Annotated in this window: 14 protein-coding genes; 4 read left to right on the top strand and 10 right to left on the bottom strand. The window is 39.2% G+C overall.

Annotation, left to right across the window (positions count from 1 at the left end):
* The coding region (locus tag AAW12_RS02295) for an aspartate aminotransferase family protein (protein WP_316933102.1) at nt 1-1,223 on the top strand (1,223 nt) is incomplete at its 5' end.
* 34 nt (nt 1,224-1,257) lie between these two features.
* A complete protein-coding gene (locus AAW12_RS02290) occupies nt 1,258-2,019 on the top strand; it encodes an SGNH/GDSL hydrolase family protein (RefSeq protein WP_046672004.1) in 762 nt (253 codons plus the stop codon).
* Between the two features lie 66 nt (nt 2,020-2,085).
* Here the strand turns inward: AAW12_RS02290 and AAW12_RS02285 are convergent, their stop codons facing one another.
* The 5 genes from AAW12_RS02285 to thrA form a co-directional block, all read right to left on the bottom strand.
* Nucleotides 2,086-3,282: an MFS transporter gene (locus tag AAW12_RS02285; protein WP_046672003.1), complete on the bottom strand. Its 1,197-nt coding sequence runs from the start codon at nt 3,280-3,282 to the stop codon at nt 2,086-2,088.
* Between the two features lie 65 nt (nt 3,283-3,347).
* Entirely contained in the window at nt 3,348-4,535 is a 1,188-nt protein-coding gene (locus AAW12_RS02280; RefSeq protein ID WP_046672002.1) for a class I SAM-dependent rRNA methyltransferase, read from the bottom strand.
* A gap of 203 nt (nt 4,536-4,738) precedes the next feature.
* Nucleotides 4,739-6,046 (bottom strand): threonine synthase, encoded by a 1,308-nt coding sequence (gene thrC, locus AAW12_RS02275; protein WP_046672001.1) that lies wholly within the window; start codon nt 6,044-6,046, stop codon nt 4,739-4,741.
* Nucleotides 6,047-6,198: 152 nt separating this feature from the next.
* A complete protein-coding gene (locus AAW12_RS02270; RefSeq protein ID WP_046672011.1) occupies nt 6,199-7,137 on the bottom strand; it encodes a homoserine kinase in 939 nt (312 codons plus the stop codon).
* 87 nt (nt 7,138-7,224) lie between these two features.
* Nucleotides 7,225-9,672: a bifunctional aspartate kinase/homoserine dehydrogenase I gene (gene thrA / locus AAW12_RS02265; RefSeq protein ID WP_046672000.1), complete on the bottom strand. Its 2,448-nt coding sequence runs from the start codon at nt 9,670-9,672 to the stop codon at nt 7,225-7,227.
* A gap of 536 nt (nt 9,673-10,208) precedes the next feature.
* Between thrA and AAW12_RS02260 the strand changes: the two genes are divergently transcribed.
* Nucleotides 10,209-10,790, top strand: a complete 582-nt coding sequence (locus AAW12_RS02260; protein WP_046671999.1) for a C40 family peptidase — start codon at nt 10,209-10,211, stop codon at nt 10,788-10,790.
* Nucleotides 10,791-10,895: 105 nt separating this feature from the next.
* Nucleotides 10,896-11,408, top strand: coding sequence for a phosphoribosyltransferase family protein (locus tag AAW12_RS02255; protein WP_046671998.1), 513 nt, complete (start codon nt 10,896-10,898; stop codon nt 11,406-11,408).
* A 9-nt stretch (nt 11,409-11,417) separates the two neighbouring features.
* On the opposite strand, the gene AAW12_RS02250 is transcribed toward AAW12_RS02255, so the two are convergent.
* The 5 genes from AAW12_RS02250 to AAW12_RS02230 form a co-directional block, all read right to left on the bottom strand.
* A complete protein-coding gene (locus AAW12_RS02250; RefSeq protein ID WP_084823043.1) occupies nt 11,418-12,884 on the bottom strand; it encodes a LysM peptidoglycan-binding domain-containing protein in 1,467 nt (488 codons plus the stop codon).
* Nucleotides 12,885-13,067: 183 nt separating this feature from the next.
* Nucleotides 13,068-13,265, bottom strand: coding sequence for a twin-arginine translocase TatA/TatE family subunit (tatA, locus tag AAW12_RS02245; protein ID WP_046671996.1), 198 nt, complete (start codon nt 13,263-13,265; stop codon nt 13,068-13,070).
* 93 nt (nt 13,266-13,358) lie between these two features.
* A complete protein-coding gene (locus AAW12_RS02240; protein ID WP_046671995.1) occupies nt 13,359-14,672 on the bottom strand; it encodes a murein hydrolase activator EnvC family protein in 1,314 nt (437 codons plus the stop codon).
* Between the two features lie 109 nt (nt 14,673-14,781).
* Nucleotides 14,782-15,585, bottom strand: a complete 804-nt coding sequence (locus tag AAW12_RS02235) for a DUF4292 domain-containing protein (RefSeq protein ID WP_046671994.1) — start codon at nt 15,583-15,585, stop codon at nt 14,782-14,784.
* Nucleotides 15,575-17,296, bottom strand: a complete 1,722-nt coding sequence (locus tag AAW12_RS02230) for a tetratricopeptide repeat protein (protein WP_053003495.1) — start codon at nt 17,294-17,296, stop codon at nt 15,575-15,577. Before AAW12_RS02230 ends, AAW12_RS02235 begins: the two co-directional genes overlap by 11 nt.
* Between the last annotated feature and the right edge of the window lie 192 nt (nt 17,297-17,488).

The raw sequence follows: 17,488 nt of genomic DNA, 5'->3' as shown, positions 1-17,488 counted from the left end.
AGACTTCTTTTTTATTTTCGGACATTTGTAAGATCATGTTAAGCAACAGAGAATTATTTTTAATGAATACTGCTCAAACATCTAGCTCACCTAGATTGGTTGAAGTAGTTAAGGCCGAAGGTGTCTACCTTTATGGCCCAAATGGAGAGGAATACATGGATTTGGTCTCCGGCTTCAATGTCAGCAATATAGGCCATCGTCATCCGAAGGTTTTGGAAGCTATAAAATCACAATTGGACCAGTACCTACATGTCACCGTTTATGGTGAATTTGTGCAGGCCCCACAGGTACAATTTGCTACAGAATTATTAGCAGAACTTCCCACTAATTTTCAATCGGTTTACCTCACCAACAGTGGAACGGAAGCCGTAGAGGGATCTATGAAAATAGCAAAGAAATATACCGGTCGCAGGCAGATTATCGCTGCAAAAAAGGCGTACCACGGCAGTACACAAGGCGCGCTCAGTCTTATCGGAAACGATGCGTACCGTAAAGCGTATGCTCCTCTCCTCCCCGAAATAGATTTTATCGAGTTTAATGACCTGGACGATCTAACAAAGATTACGGAACAAACTGCTGCTGTCATCCTCGAAGCTATTCAGGGGGAAGCTGGTGTCCGGGTCCCGGATATCACTTACATGCAGGCTGTTAGAAAACGCTGTGATGAAACAGGTACCCTACTCATCTTTGATGAAATTCAAACAGGTTTTGGTCGCACAGGTCGTCTTTTTGCCTTTGAACATTTTGCTATTGTTCCAGACATCTTGATGCTTGCCAAAGGGATCGGTGGTGGCATGCCCCTAGGCGCCTTTGTTGCAGCCAAAGAAGTGATGGATGTTATTAAGGATAATCCCATGCTTGGGCACATCACGACTTTTGGGGGCCACCCCGTAAGTTGTGCCGCAGCACGGGCTTCACTGGCTGTTATCAAGGAAGAAAAATTGGTAGAACAGGTCGAGCGAAAATCGCTTTTATTTAAAGAAAAACTCCGACACCCTGCAATTAAAGAAATTCGAGGATTAGGTCTTATGATGTGTCTGCAATTGGATTCCTTTGATCAGGTTTACAACGTGAGTAAGTATTGTGCTGAAAACGGGGTTATGATCGATTGGTATCTGCATTGTGAAACAGCACTGCGTGTCGCTCCTCCATTGACTATTACAGATCTGGAAATTGAAAAAGCGTGTAACATCATTATAAAAGGTTTGGAAAAGTATGCTTAAAGTATGTAACTTTAAACATAACAAAAACCTAATAATGAACACAAACCGCAGATCATTTATCAAAAAAAGCATTATTGGTTCCGGTCTATTGACTGGTGCCAATATACTGGGAAACGATGTATTCGCGCACGAATCCACCGCCAGTTCCTCAAAAATAAGTTTAAATAACGACGACATCATTTTATTTCAGGGCGATTCCATTACGGATGTAGGACGTGATAGAAACAATAGAAATGCCAATGACACCGCAGCGCTAGGACGTGGTTATGCTTTATTGGCTGCCAGCCAGCTCTTAAATAAATATTCGACAAAAAAATTAAAGGTATATAACACAGGTATTAGTGGAAATCGTGTACCCGATCTTCAAAAGCGTTGGCAGGAGGATACGCTGGCTATTAAACCCACTGTATTGAGTATTTTGATTGGTGTAAATGACTTTTGGCGGACAATCGACCGGGGAGCCCAGACAACGGTTGAAGAGTATAAATCCCAGTACCAACAGTTACTACAGGAGACAATGAAACAGCTTCCAAATGTCAAACTGATCATTGGAGAACCTTTTGCCGTAAAAGGGGTAGGTCACATTACTGAAGCATGGTATCCAAAATTTTTGGCTTATCAAGAATCCGCTCGTGAGATCGCCAAAGAATTTGGCGCAATTCTAATACCCTATCAAAAAATATTCGACAATGCCCAAAAGAATGCTCCTGGTGCCTACTGGGCAGCAGATGGTGTTCACCCTACCCTTGCCGGCGCACAGATGATGGCCTCAGCCTGGATGGACTGCATCAAATAACAAAAAAGAGCGGATATTTTATTGAAACCCGCTCTTTCTTGTTTAATATGCGCCTATATGCCAAATCTAAATTTCTTTGTAAGGTGTTTTTTGTAGGTTAGGAAGAAAATAAGCCACAATACCCATCAATGGCAGGTAGGAACATAGGTGATAAATAAACGCGATGGACGTATGATCTGCCTGCCAGCCAAGTACAGCGGATCCAATCCCTCCCATTCCAAATGCAAAGCCGTAAAATAAACCTGAAACCATGCCCAACTTCTTAGGCAATAGTTCTTGTGCATAAACAATAATTGCTGGAAAAGCGGATGATAAAATCAATCCAATAATTACGATTAGTATTCCCGTCATCGTAAGTCCGACATAGGGTAATGCTAATGCAAATGGTGCAACGCCCAAGACGGAGAACCAGATAACATATTTGCGACCAAATCGGTCGCCGAATACTCCCCCCAGTAATGTTCCCACCGCAACAGCTATCAGAAAATAAAATAGATAGACTTGTGCTTCCACTTCATTAATCCCAAATTTCTTGATGGTATAAAACTGGAAATAGTTTGTAATACTTGCTATATAGAAGTATTTTGAAACAATCAGTAAGAGGAGTATAATAACGGTCGCGACGATTCGGCTATTGGGTAGATCAGGCACGCGTATTGTTTTCTTCGTTGATTTGGCAAAGCTCCGAAGCCTCTTTTTATACCAACTACCAATATAATAAGATATAAATTGGCCGAGAATCGTAAATAAGCACATCCAGGCGATCGCCTGCTGCCCTCTCGGTAATACCAAAAAAGCGACAATGATTGGGGCCATTGCGGTCCCTGCATTTCCTCCAATCTGAAAAATAGATTGTGCCATACTTCTTCTTCCTCCCGATGCCATATAAGCCACACGAGAAGATTCAGGGTGAAAGATTGAAGAACCAATCCCTACCAGAAAAACAGAAAATAAGATCCATTCATAACTATGTGCTTTCGAAAACAAAAGCATACCGAGAAGTGAAAAAGACATCCCAATGATCTGAGAATATGGCACAGGATGTTTGTCCGTAAATGAGCCTACAACAGGCTGGAATATTGAAGCTGCTATCTGATAAACCATTGTAATCATCCCAACCTGAGAAAAGCTTAGATGATGCTCTTCTTTGAGCAAGGGATAGGTTGCCGGTATTACGCCCTGAATCATATCGTTCAAAAGATGCACCATGCTCACGGCAAACAAAATAGAAAAAATAGGTCTACTCGTCTTCTCTTGTATCATGACGTCGTTCAAAAATTAAAAAGGTTGATTTTAACAAACCAACCTAAACTATCTTCATATAATAATTATAATACGCGCACCAACAATCCTTTCAGATATTCGCCTTCTGGGAACGAAGCCCGCACAGGATGATCTTCAGGTTGATGAAATTGTCTAATAAACTGAATTTCCTTACCAGCATCCAGTGCAGCCCAAGCGAGCACTTGCTTGAACGTATCCATATCCATCGCACCTGAACAAGAAAATGTCGCTAATAAACCACCACTATTTAACAACATCAATCCGCGGCGATTCAAGTCTTTATACGCCCTAGATGCTCTTTCCAATGCGGATCGAGAGGGAGCATATTTCGGTGGATCTAAGACAATCAGGTCAAATTTTTCCTCTTCATCGATGAATTTACGCAGTTGCTTGTTTACATCAGACAATATTGCTTTATGCCGACTAGGATCAAAACCATTTTCAGCAATATTTTTTTCCAGCGTTTCGATAGCCAATGCAGAACTATCTACAGATATGACTTCTGCAGCCCCATTTTTCAAGCTATTTAACGTAAAACCACCGGAATAGCAAAAACAATCTAGGACGCGTTTATTTGAAACGTAATTGGCCGTCAGCTGGCGATTTTCACGTTGGTCGCAATAAAATCCCGATTTTTGTCCATCAATAATGTTCACCTTATAATGAATGCCATTTTCGATAACGTCGATAAATTCAGATGGAAGTTCTCCAAATAAAAGCCCATTGGTATCAGGTAAACCTTCATGTTCGCGAGATTTCAGATCACTACGCTCATAAATTCCTTTGGGTTGCAGCAAAGCATTCAATTCATCGATAATAACTGATTTGACTTTTTCGACCCCAACTGAATGAACCTGAATGGATATAAAATCCGCGTATTTGTCTGCAATAAGTCCAGGAAGAAAATCTGCTTCAGCAAAGATTAAACGAACCGTATTGGTGACACCTTCTTGCAACAGATGCTGTCTTGCTGCTACAGCCTTCTGAACGCGGGCACGCCACCAATTTTCATTAATCTGGGCTTGAGGGTTCCATTCCAATAAACGAATGGCTACACGCGAGCTATTGTGAAATAGACCATAGGCAATAAATTCACGTTCAGCATTGTAAACGCCAACAACTTCGCCATCTTCAATCTTATCGGACAATGATTTAATTGCTCCAGAAAATACCCAAGGATGCAATTGCCAGGCAGCTTTATCCTTACCCTTATTCAAATAAACTGATTTCATTGTTGCAAAATTAACGTATTAATTCGACATCCTGACGAAACTTTTCGGATAAAACAATCCAAGATTCTCAATACAGAACATATTTCCAAAAATACTTTCAACACAAAAACTTTGCTTACTTCTAAATGAAGATAAAAAGGGCTCCTCAATGCTCGCAAAAAGTTGGACACTTTCTAGGGGCATTGCAAAGGAGCCCTCAACGTTTAGTTATGGTTGATTAAATATTTTTTGAAGGCTTCAAAATCAACTTTTAAAGGTTCCGCTAATTTTTCTTTTCCTTGCAATCTTTCTGCACCGGCAGGCAACACTATTTTTCCAAATACATCTGCTGCTATTGCGTCAGGGAATTTGCAGGGATGTGCCGTCGATAAGAAAACCGAAGCGTAATGACCTGGATGTTCATTTGCATAAGCCCGAGCGCCAAGCCAGGCGATTGCTGTATGTGGACAGGCGATATAGTTTGATTCTTCATATAATTTTTGCATTCCTTCTTTTGTTTCTTCATCTGTAAATGTATAGGAAGAGAGCATATTTTTTAATTCATCCACATTTCCGCCAAAAAGATCCTGTATACGCACCCAGTTGCTTGGATTCCCAACATCCATGGCGTTGCTTAAGGTTTGAACAGAAGGCAGTGGTTCATATTTACCGGAAGAAAGGAATCGAGGAACGGTATCATTAACGTTTGTTGCAGCTACAAAATGCTTCACTGGAAGTCCCATTTTATAGGCCAATAAACCAGCCCCAATATTACCAAAATTACCACTCGGCACTGTAAACACGACCTCATTGATTCCTTGTGACTTCAACTGGGCATAGGCATAAAAATAATAAAATGTCTGTGGGATCAGCCGTGCTATATTGATTGAATTAGCGGAGGTCAAACGCAATACAGCATTGAGTTCTGCATCATTAAAAGCTTGTTTTACTAATGCCTGACAATCGTCAAAAGTTCCTTCAACTTCAATAGCACGAATATTTTGTCCATTGGTGGTCAATTGTAGTTCCTGAACTTCCGAGACTTTACCTTTAGGATATAAGATCGTCACACGTGTTCCTTCTACGCCCAAAAAGCCCAATGCAACAGCTCCTCCTGTATCGCCTGACGTCGCAACAAGCACGTCCAGTAATTTATCGTCAGTCTTTGAAAAATAGCCCATAACCCTACTCATAAACCGAGCTCCGAAATCTTTAAAAGCATAAGACGGCCCATGAAATAGTTCGAGCACAGCCGTGCTGTCGGTCAAGAATCTTACAGGAGCATCAAAATTGATGGCGTCGTTCACAATCTGTTTTAAATCGTCTTTGGGAATATCATTTCCCAATAATGTAGAAGCTACTTCGAAAGCAATCTCCTGCAAGGAATACTGTTGAATATTCTTAATGAATAGCGGGTCCAATTGTGGAATCTCTTCAGGCATATATAATCCTTTGTCTGCAGGAAGAGAATTGAAGACCGCATCTTTAAAGGAGACTTCTAATGTTTTATTATTTGTACTATAAAATTTCATCTGTAAATATTTTTTTTGTCAAGGCCATATAAAATATCCTGTTATTTTCATTCGTATTCACTTTAGAATGCGGATATTTCATTTTATCTTTTCTGAGCCAATTATCAATTGACCTGAGATTTATAAACCTCGTTTCTGTCCGTAAATAATTTTTAATCTAATACCCTAGGTCCCTCGACATTGACACGGGAAACATAGCCAAAACTGTCAATTTCATTTTCTTTGAGATGGGTCTGAATTTTGTCGGCAATATCCTTTGCTATCTTTTCGTCCCGTGTTATTGCAACGACAGAGGGGCCTGAGCCAGAAATACCAAAACTCAAGGCACCATTTTTCAAGGCAATCTCCTTCATTTCATAAAACTGGGGAATTAAAATTGCACGTGTTGGTTCAATGAGGATATCTTTCATGCTTCGTGCAATGAGATCGTAATCTTCTTTGAACAATGCAGCGACCAATCCCGCGATATTTCCCCATTGTGTCACGGCGTCTTTCAATAGCACTTTATCCTTTATGAGTTGTCTTGCGTCACGTGTGGGAACATCGACCTGTGGAAAAACCACTGCTGCTACGAGTTCTTTTGGGGAAGGGATGGAAATAACATCCAAAGGTTCATTTCCCCGGATTAATGTGATGCCTCCATAAAGCGCTGGGGCAACATTATCGGCGTGGCCTGTACCGCAAGCCAAACGCTCACCTTCAACACAAAATGGTAATAATTCTTCTTTTGTCAAAGGGTTTCCGAGCATGGTATTGATGGCAAAAAGCCCAGCTACGGTGCTTGCTGCACTGGAACCTAGTCCAGATCCAATTGGCATATGTTTATGCAATTCGATTTCGACGCCTACCTTTGATGAGATATTCAGGGCTTGTAATAGATATTGCACACAGGCAGATACGGTATTCTTGCCAGGGTCGAGTGGTAGTCTTCCATCGTCACCAGTTATTTCCCGAATCGTTACTCCAGGTTGTTGCGTACGTCGCATAACCACCTCATCACCGGGTTGCTCAACAGCAAATCCCAATATATCAAAACCACAGATCATATTTGCGACAGTTGCGGGCGCAAAAACACGAACTTCCGACAGCATGCTGTCTAAATTTATCACCTTATCTTTCAGATACTCCACATTTAAATTATTGGCCATCACGTAATTTTTATTTTCCTTGAATAGTTTTTATGCTCCGACATTTACCAAATCTGCAAATACACCGGCAGCTGTCACCTCAGCTCCCGCACCAGGACCTTTTACGACAAGGGGACGTTCTTTATAACGCTCTGTTGTAAACGATATAATGTTATCGCTGCCTGATAAAGCATAAAAAGGATGGTTTTCATCAACAAACTGAATCGCAATGGATACCTTTCCATTTTCCAATTTTCCAATGTAGCGGATTACTTTATTTTCATTGGCTGCTTTCTTCTTCATTGCTTCGAAATATTCATTTTCCTGTTGCAATTCTGTATAAAAAGAATCTACTGTATCGGCTTTCAAACATGCTGGAGGTAATATTGCACCGAGGTCTACATCTTCGGCCTCAACAGCATACCCCGCATCTCTTGCCAGGATGAGCATTTTACGCATAAAATCTATTCCACCCAAATCATCCCTTGGATCTGGCTCGGTATATCCGAGTTCCTGAGCCTGTTTGACAACATCATAAAAAGAAGCATCTGCTTTAAAATTGTTGAAAATATACGAGATTGTCCCTGAAAGTATAGCCTCTATCTTCAGGATACGGTCACCGCTCAGCATCAAGTCTTTGAGCACCCTGACGATAGGCAATCCCGCACCTACATTTGTTTCATAAAAGAAATCTACACCGTGTCGATGAGCAGTATCACGGAGTGTTTTATATTGCTCGTATTTACCTGAATTCGCAATTTTATTGCAGGTGACGATTGAAATATTTGATTTAAAGATATCTTCGTAGTAGGTTGCCGGTAATTTGCTTGCTGTATTATCGATAAATACACAATTCGGCAAATTCAGCGCCTTCATTCGATCTATAAACAATGCCAGGTCTGATTCAGTTCCATTTTTAGCAAGTTCATCGGACCAATTATTTAAATCAACACCTTCGGTATTGAAAAGCATTTTACGGCTATTGGAAATTCCAACAACTTTAATTTCGATATCATTTTTATCCAATAGGAAGTCATGTTGATTTTCCAATTGTTTAAATAAAGTTGCGCCAATGTTACCGGTGCCGATATTAAATACATGCAGCGTTTTCTTTAGCTCTGCGAAAAATGCGTCGTGTACGGCATTAAGTGCCTTCGCTAAATCTTCCTTGCCAATAATTACCGATATATTGTATTCAGATGAGCCCTGTGCAATAGCACGGACGTTGATACCGTTGCGTCCCAGCGCTGCAAATAACCGACCGGACATGCCAGGAGTTTTTTTCATATTTTCGCCAACGATGGCTAAGACAGACAGGTTTTCTTCAATCGCAGGAACGACCAGTTTATTTGCCTGGATTTCAAGCTCAAACTCCACTTCGATCAATTGTATAGCGCGTTTGGCATCTGATGGATTGACAGCAAATGTGATGCTGTGTTCGGAAGATGATTGGGTGATTAGCACAACATTGATCTGCTCTCTCGCCAATAACGTGAAAAGCCGCCCGCTAAAACCCGATTTACCGATCATCCCTGATCCACTCAGGTTGATGACGGAAATATCCGAGATCGAAGAAATCCCCTTGATTGGCAGTGCCGTTTTTCCGCTATCGAATTGAATCACAGTCCCTGAAAAATCAGGTTCAAAAGTATTTCGAATAACAATCGGTATTTTCTTTAAGAAAGCCGGAATCATCGTTGGAGGATAAATCACCTTAGCACCGAAGTAAGATAACTCCATTGCCTCTGTGTATGATAATACAGGCAAGGAAAACGCTTTCTTCACAATACGTGGATCGGCAGTTAACATCCCATTCACATCTGTCCAAATTTCAATGGCTGTTGCGTCCAGTATCGACCCGAAGATCGCTGCGGTATAATCTGATCCACCCCTTCCCAAGGTGGTAATACGTCCACTTTCATTGCTTCCGATAAAACCGGTGACAAACAGTAGTTTATCACCATGCGTGATGTACAATGATTTCACCAATTGCTCCGTTAGCATTTCATTTAAATGTGCATTACCAAAATTTGAATCAGTTTTCACATAATGGGATGCATCTACAAATAGAGACTCGGGAATATATTGTTCCGTCACCTTTGATACCATATAATTTGAGCAACGCTCACCGTAGCTAAGGATCAAATCTTTACTTTGATTGCTCAGCTCCTTTAGTGCAAAAATTCCTTGGAGGAGATCTTCTATCTCATTAAAAAACAACTTTAGCTTTGTAAATACAGGATTTTGATATTTCACAGCCAAGAGTTCTTTGACAACCGTAAAATGCTTATCTTCCAAGGACTTTAGACCATCCGAAAAGGACTTTCCTTCGGCAGCGTCCTCCGCCAGTTGGGTAAGTAAGTTTGTTACCCCTGACATAGCCGACAACACAACCAATGGTTTTTCCTTTGCATCGTAAGATTTTTTTACAATGCTTAAGACCGCCTTTAGACTTTCTACCGTACCGACCGATGTGCCTCCAAATTTTAAAACTTTCATACTGTTTTATACTGTTTGTTTAGATTGATGATTTTTGTGCTAAAAAAAGAAGCGCTTTCCTTTGTCGAGGAAAGCGCTTCTAAATATTGTGTCTACAATTATATACAACGAAACTACTTCCTCCTGAGTTTTATCCCGGTGGTAATAATAATCGATGTAATAATTGTATTTGTGTTCATTGCTTTTGCTTATGTTTTGTAAATATAGAACAAATATTATCACTTTACCAAAGAAAATTGATATTTTTTTTAAGATTCACAATGAGACATGTAATCAAGTGGCATTCTGACATTAGAAGACCGTTTTTTACGCGAACAGGTAGTCGAGGTACTGTAGTTGATCGTTGACAGAATTATTAAAGTACAATATGCCCAAATGGGCGTTATGAAGATGTTAAAATTGTTAAAATTTCGTTAAATACCTTAAAATAAATTTGACCCTAAACTGATATTGTATTATATTCGCAACAGTGCTGTCCAAAATAGATGACAGTGTTAAATTTTTAAAAGTTAAATGTTGTACAAAAAAGCGATTTAATGAAAACAAAGAAATTTATAGCGTCAATGCTATTTATCGGCTTATGTCTAGTGTCGCAGGCACAAACCAACAGAAACTCCAAACCAGAATCAGATCCTGATAATCTAGCAAAAGAATACTTTTCACAAATCATGGGAGTTGCAGTCTCAGCAACAACAAATACTAAACTTTATCAATTTGTTTACGAATGGTTGGGTACTCCCTACCGCCTAGGAGGAGATTCAAAAAGAGGCATTGATTGTTCTAAATTTTCTTATGAATTATACGACAAAGTATTTAACACTTCGTTAGGATATAATAGCAGAAATCAATATTCTCAAGTCAAAACTGTCGAAAAAAATGAGCTAAAAGCAGGTGATTTGGTATTCTTCAAAATTAGAAGTAAAAGTATTACCCATGTAGGTGTTTATATCGGTGATAATAAGTTTGCACATGCCTCGTCCAGTAAGGGAGTTATGATTAGCAATTTAGATGAACCGTACTGGCGACGTTATTATTACAATGGCGGCCGCTTGCCAGAGGATAATAGATCGCTTACAGCAGAAATATTAAAAGCGGAAAAAGATAATAAATTGAATTAATAAGATTGATTCGATCTAGGAAAGTCCAAAGCGTTTAACTCGTTTTGGACTTTTTTTATACAATATAATATCCTATTTTTACCCTATAATCATTGGAATACTATTATGTCTTCAAAGAAAACACTCATCTTAAATAAAGAACAAATAAAACAAAAATCTATTCGGATTGCCTATCAAATTTTGGAAGACAATTTTGAAGATGATACACTTGTATTAGTAGGAATTGCTGACCGGGGTTATGTATTTGCACAACGCCTTCAAGCGATTTTACGGGAGATTTCAACGAAGGAGATCCTGCTGATTAAAGTTACCATGAAGAAAACGAGCAGATCGTTGAGTGCAAGTACAGACATACCCGTTGATATTGCAAAAGACAAGACGATTATCTTGGTTGATGATGTGTTGAATAGTGGTAGAGCCTTAGCTTACGGATTGGGGGTATTTTTGAACGTTCCATTGAAGAAAATGAGGACGGCTGTATTAATTGATAGAAGCCACCATAAGTTCCCTATATTTAGTGACTACTATGGTACGAAGCTTTCGACGATATTAAGAGAACACGTTACCGTTACTCTTGAAGAATTTGACAAAGAAGAAGATGCAGCATGGTTAATTTAAACCATGCTGTTATTTTTTTGATACTTTCAATTTCATCCCCGGTTTTATCCGACTTCCATTTAAATCATTTTCACTTTTAAGTCGACCGACTGATGTACCATTTTTATCTGCGATCTCAGATAATGTATCACCTTTCTTCACGACATAGTAAGCGGTACGCGAAGCATTAACAGTCCGCTGTTGACTCTTCTTTGAAGACCTTTCTGTATTACGAGCTAACTTCGCATTAACGAAATCATCCTCCTTTTTTATCAATAAGTTTTGTCCCGGGACAATTTGATTTCCACGCAGGTTATTCCAAGATTTTATATCCTGTACAGTTACTTCAAACTTGTCAGCAATGGAAGCGAATGTCTCACCGACTTTCACTTTGTATTTCCCATTTTGTAGAGGCTCACTTAGATTTTCTGCTTGACTAGGATTTACCGAAGATATTGGCGTATTGAGCGCTGCATACAATTCCTCTGCGGCAATCTTTTTATCTGATACAGGTAAAACTAATCGCAATGGAGACTCTTCAGTACCATTTAATACATTTCTTTTAAAACTAGGATTCAGCGCGTGTAATGTCTCTTTGGACACCTGTAAAGCATCCGCTATCTGGTTCAATGAAATTCGCTTATTGATATCCAATGCCTGAGTTCTTAGTGAAAGTTCGGTATCCGCAGCACTGATGTCATTTTCTTCTGCATATTTCATCGCATAGGTCATCGCTATAAACTTAGGGATATAGTTTTGGGTCTGTTGTGTCAGATATGGTGCGATATCCCAAAAAGTAGCATTCTCTTTTCCCGAGCGTTGGATCGCACGGCTAACCGCTCCTCTACCGCCATTATAGGATGCTATCGCTAACAGCCAATCACCATATTCATCATAAGCCTCTTTTAAGATTTTTGCGATAACATAACTTGAAGCTATCGGATCCATACGCTGATCGGTATAACTGTCCACCGTAAGATGATAAGTTTTGGCTTCATAATACATTAATTGCCATAGGCCAGTTGCTCCAGCACTAGAAATATCGCGCGGGTTTAATGATGATTCGACTACACTTAGATATTTGAGTTCACGTGGCACTCCTACTTCATCCATGATTTTATCAAACAATGGGAAATAGTATTGTCCTAGTCCCATCATCCTACACATATAGGGATTATAATTATCCGACGTGTATTTGGCAATCAGATCTTTCACTCGTGGTGAGTAGTCCAACGGAACCTCACGTTCTATTGCCTTTAGTTTCCGTACAAGCTGTATATCTTCATCTGTAATTTCAGCATCATGCTGTCGGTTACTTCCGGAAGATTTTATACTGTCCAGATACTGATAAATCTCTTGTTTTTCTTTTTCGATGCTTTTTTGAAAGAAGGTGTGGGCGGCTTCTTTCATGCCTTCTACAGCGCTTTCTTGGGCCATGAGTGGTAGCATATAGCACACCCCTCCTAGTATTGAAATTAACGTCTGTTTTCCGATCATAAATTTACTGTTAAATCCGAGTTTGATTGATCTGCTGAAAAATCAACAATAATCTAAACGTTTAGAAATGGATTTTAGTATAAAAATGGTTTTCAGCCTATTGGCCATAGGTTGAGTATAAAACAAAATACGATTTTGTTCCTCACAAAATCGTATCTATGTTATATGGGATCAAAACTCCCCTTATTTGTTATCTTCTACTTCAGATTTTTTTTCAGGTGAAGACTCATCTTTTTGGCCTTCTTTAAATTCCTTCACTCCTTTACCCAATCCGCGCATCAATTCAGGAATCTTCTTGCCACCAAATAATAGTAACAATATTACTACAATGACAATTAACTCTTGCCCCCCGATTCCCATGATTAATAATGATGTTGACATAACTATAATTTCTTGTTTTTCAATTCTTTTAAACTAAAACTTTTCGCTCTCTTTACAAATGTAATGATAATTATTAAATATAGTAATTATTTCTTATCTCGCCAACCACGACATCGGATTCAGTGGTGTTGTTCCTTGTAGTACAGAAAATTCTACCATCGGAACTCCCGTGTCGGAATCCACATCGGCCGTCCCTATCGTCTGTCCCGTACTTACTTTTTGTCCTTTTGAAACACTTACACCAGCCAAATTCATATAAACAGTAAAGTATTCACCATGTTTAATCATGACAATACGCTGCCCCATCATCGATACGATACTCAAAACTTCTCCATTAAATACTGCTTTCACGGCCGAACCGCTTGATGTTTGTATTTTGACAGTTTCATGATCCCAATTGACATTTCTACCGACACTTTCTGAACCAAACTCTTGCATAATCTTCGCATTAGAAACAGGCCAAGGCAAACTACCTCGGTTGGATCTGAAGTCATTTGAAAGTTTGACTGCTTCCGGAGTACTACGTAAGACTTCAGAATCTGATTTTCGCGTAGTATTACTGCCTTTCGAACTTGTATTATTTTTACCCTTTGTATTTGATGTAGATTCGTTCGCTTTACGATTCCGTTCGGCAGCGGCTTCTGCAGCACGACGCGCCGCCTCAGCGCGCCTACGTTCAGCCTCAATTTCTCTCCTAATGATCTCTTTAATAGCCGCATTAATACGACGCTCCTCTTTTTGCTTTTGGGTAATATCTTTCTTCACCCCGCGCTCTGTAACAATCAATTCACTCAATTGTCCGGAATAAACAGATCGCTGTTGAGATATAGTTCTTTTCTCATTCTCTTGCTCCTTCATCAAGGCAACCTGTTTGTTTCGGTCCGCCTGTAATTGAGCTATTTTTTGTTCAATCTGTTTCTTGGTATTTTCGATATCGGCAGCTTTCAGCTTTCTAGAATCGTTAAACTGTTGTAAGTACTTAACCCGTCGGAACCCCTGATTAAAATCCTTGGATGCAAAAATAAACATCAATTTATTATAGGCATTTCGGTTTCTGAACGCAAACATCACCATCTTCTCATAGTCACGTTTCATCTTCTCCAATTCAGCCTTCAACTTATTTACGGCAGCGGTATTGGCATTGATATGTTTGTTAATTACAGCAACTTCCGAAGTAATGGTATTTATCTTCTGCTCACGCAAATTAATCTGCTTACTCAATGCTGTCACTTGCTGTTGGGTAAGTGATTTTTCCTTTGCAATCTCTTTGACCGTATTTTGTAATTCAGCAATTTCGCGATTGAGTTTTTCGCGCTGTTTTTCAAGTTCAGCTCTAGTCTGCGCCGATGAAATCCCAATCATGAATAGGAAAGCAGCTATACCAAGTATTGTCTTTTTAAAGTTCATTTACAGTACTATTTTTTTTGTGTTTGCCATCTTTCTATCCTATCAATTCACGCAGTACTTTAGCAAACTAATTGCGAAAGTAATAAATCTAAAGGAAATAGACAGCTTCTCATCGGATTACTTTATAACGTGACGATACTGAAAAAGGCATTTCGACTGGTTCATTAAAAGTCACTTTGTTAAAATTTATCTCTGTTTTTATCTCTTGACGACCATCAGAAATGATCATTTTTAAAAGCATCGGAAATTCCTGACCAGAAGCCATGGCATATTCACCGTAATTGGCTTCTAGCAACTGTTTCTTTGAAAGTTGCGCTAATCTAAATTGATAAGGCCTATTGTTATTATTCAACTTATATAAAAAATCCAGTTCATTCAGTTTGCCATCTAACTGGACAGAAATCGAATCCTGTTTAAAATTAACCTGATCAATATCGGATAATAGATTCACAGAAAGATTGGCAAGCAACAAATCCTGTAGGTTTCCGAAAGTTAAATCCGGACTGGCAAAACGATATAGATAGTCAAATGGCTTAACCATATATTCGCTTTGAAATTTATTTAAGATCTGTACGCTGTCTGGAGTTATCAATACCCGGGCCACCTCTATCCCCAGTGTAGCAGAGATGGAAATCCAGATTCTTTTATCTTTCTCTATCCGAATAGTAGAAGTGACGTCATAATTGTCCTTACCAAGATCGAGACGCATTTTTGCTTTTCCAGAAAAAGTAGCATAGTTTAAATTGGTCAAAAAAAGATTACGTAAGCTATTTTTCTTTGCCTCCCTCGTATTATCTTTTATGGTCAACTCATTTTCAGCTTTAAGGTCAGCACCTTTTAGTAGCTTCTTCTTAGAGCTACAAGAAGAAAGCAGCAATACCACAGCTCCAACCCAAACAATTCTATTCCACATAACTTTTAGTCTCAATCTTCTTTTTCAATTTCAGCTTACTCTCCTCTGTATCAGCCCCCTTCTCTAAAGCCAGGTTCCACTGCTTAACGGCATCAGTTGTTTTCCCTAACTTAATTAGAATGTCGCCATAGTGTTCCAGCAATACCGACGTTTGCGGATTTGTGTTTTTCAACGCTTTTTGAATCCATACTAGCGCATCATCGTATTTTCCATTTGCAAAAAGTACCCAAGCATAGGTATCCTCAAAAGTTCCATTATTGGGCTGCAATTTCGTCGCCATTGCGGCATACTTTGTAGCTTCATCAAGCCGTTCTTTTCTTAACGACAAATAGTATGCTAAATTGTTCATGGCCGTCACATTTGTACTATCCAATCGAATAGCTTCGATGTAAGCCGCATCCGAGGCTTTGTACATCTTAAGTGAATTATAAATATCACCTAATCCGCCATAAATATTTGCTTGCAGAAAAGGCGATTCTTCCTGTGCATTATTAAGTGCAGCTTCCATAAACTTCCGACTATTCTCCATGTCTTTCTTCATCAAATACGCCATGCTTGTAAAATAGAGTATGGTTGCATTATTGGACACATAGTGTAGCGCCTCCCCTCCATGTGCTATGGCTTGATCAAATTCACCTTTGTCCATATCCAAACTCATCAACATACGCCAAGCATCAATTTGATAAGGGTTCATACTCACTGCTACTGCTAGCGAACTTTGAGCAGCAGACTTATCGTCTCTCAACCATAACACTTGTCCCTTCGCCATATGGCTTTCCGCAATACGCGGATGAACTTCAACCAAGATATTGACCAATTCCAAAAGCTGGTCTTTTGTATAGGGGCCTTTCGGATTCAATAAGGTCATTATAATCCGATTTTTATCTGCAAAATCAACTTTCTTAGATTGAAATCCTTGTTTAAGTGCATCGAAAGATAATTTTACCTTTTTATCGAATCGATAGAGATCAGCCAAATCGAAATAAAGAAAATCCTCGTTTGTGGTCTGAATTCCTTTATTGATATAATCCAATGCAAGTTTTGAATTTTTAGAAAGATTATAAGCCTGCGCCAATTGACCGTAGACCTGAGCCAAAGAAGTCCCTTTGTCTGCCCAGGGCTTCAAAAGATCAATGACCGCTTTATAATTACCAGCATCATTTAACAATACGCTACCGACCATGTCCAATGTATCGGAAGCGACTGCCATCTCTTTGGTTTTATAGAAATACTCCAAAGCCACATCCTTGTACCCACCATTGAAAAGGAGCATGATACGCTCCCGTTTTAGTGAGGCTGTATTATTGTCATCTTGATCTATCAACTTATCGAGATAGATTAAAGCACTATCCGCATCATTTTTACTTTTAAACGCATCTACAGCAAAACTTAGATATTCAGGTTTAGACTGAATATTCAATGCTTCTTTTATGGCTTCGATTGCTCCATCTTGATTTCTCATCTGTGCAAGAAGGATTGCCTTTGTAAAATAGATATCATCAGCTTGTGGGTAATCTGCGAGTATGGCATCCAAAGAATCCATCCCAGGGCCAATTTTTCCTTGCTTCAATATTTCCTGTACGTTTTTGACTCGCGCATCGTAAGGTTTAGGCTTTTTATCCGAAGATTGTGCCTTTAATGAGCCTAGTGCTATTACGAATAGACCAATAAAACTTAAAAAAAAACGTCTATCTAAAAAATTCAATCTCATCTACTTCCGCTATAATAATTTAAAAATTCTTCCTGCAATATACTAACTAATGTAACAATATTCATTCGAGGAAGTTGTAAAAATATTGAGATTAGTGGGGCTCGTTTGAAATTCAACTCGTTTTCAACAAAATAAGCAAAATAGATTTTAAAATATAGAATAATAGATGTACCTTTGCAGACCCTTGAGATA

Origin of the sequence: Sphingobacterium sp. Ag1, assembly GCF_000988325.1 — a bacterium.
GTDB lineage: Bacteria > Bacteroidota > Bacteroidia > Sphingobacteriales > Sphingobacteriaceae > Sphingobacterium.
This window is presented reverse-complemented; position numbering and strand designations above follow the sequence as displayed.

Coding starts and splice junctions, on each gene's coding strand:
- thrA (WP_046672000.1), bottom strand. CDS start 9,672: ATGAAAGTTTTAAAATTTGGAGGCACATCGGTCGGTACGGTAGAAAGT.
- AAW12_RS02285 (WP_046672003.1), bottom strand. CDS start 3,282: ATGATACAAGAGAAGACGAGTAGACCTATTTTTTCTATTTTGTTTGCC.
- AAW12_RS02260 (WP_046671999.1), top strand. CDS start 10,209: ATGAAAACAAAGAAATTTATAGCGTCAATGCTATTTATCGGCTTATGT.
- AAW12_RS02280 (WP_046672002.1), bottom strand. CDS start 4,535: ATGAAATCAGTTTATTTGAATAAGGGTAAGGATAAAGCTGCCTGGCAA.
- AAW12_RS02255 (WP_046671998.1), top strand. CDS start 10,896: ATGTCTTCAAAGAAAACACTCATCTTAAATAAAGAACAAATAAAACAA.
- AAW12_RS02230 (WP_053003495.1), bottom strand. CDS start 17,296: ATGAGATTGAATTTTTTAGATAGACGTTTTTTTTTAAGTTTTATTGGT.
- tatA (WP_046671996.1), bottom strand. CDS start 13,265: ATGTCAACATCATTATTAATCATGGGAATCGGGGGGCAAGAGTTAATT.
- AAW12_RS02270 (WP_046672011.1), bottom strand. CDS start 7,137: ATGCTGTCGGAAGTTCGTGTTTTTGCGCCCGCAACTGTCGCAAATATG.
- AAW12_RS02235 (WP_046671994.1), bottom strand. CDS start 15,585: ATGTGGAATAGAATTGTTTGGGTTGGAGCTGTGGTATTGCTGCTTTCT.
- AAW12_RS02240 (WP_046671995.1), bottom strand. CDS start 14,672: ATGAACTTTAAAAAGACAATACTTGGTATAGCTGCTTTCCTATTCATG.
- AAW12_RS02250 (WP_084823043.1), bottom strand. CDS start 12,884: ATGATCGGAAAACAGACGTTAATTTCAATACTAGGAGGGGTGTGCTAT.
- AAW12_RS02290 (WP_046672004.1), top strand. CDS start 1,258: ATGAACACAAACCGCAGATCATTTATCAAAAAAAGCATTATTGGTTCC.
- thrC (WP_046672001.1), bottom strand. CDS start 6,046: ATGAAATTTTATAGTACAAATAATAAAACATTAGAAGTCTCCTTTAAA.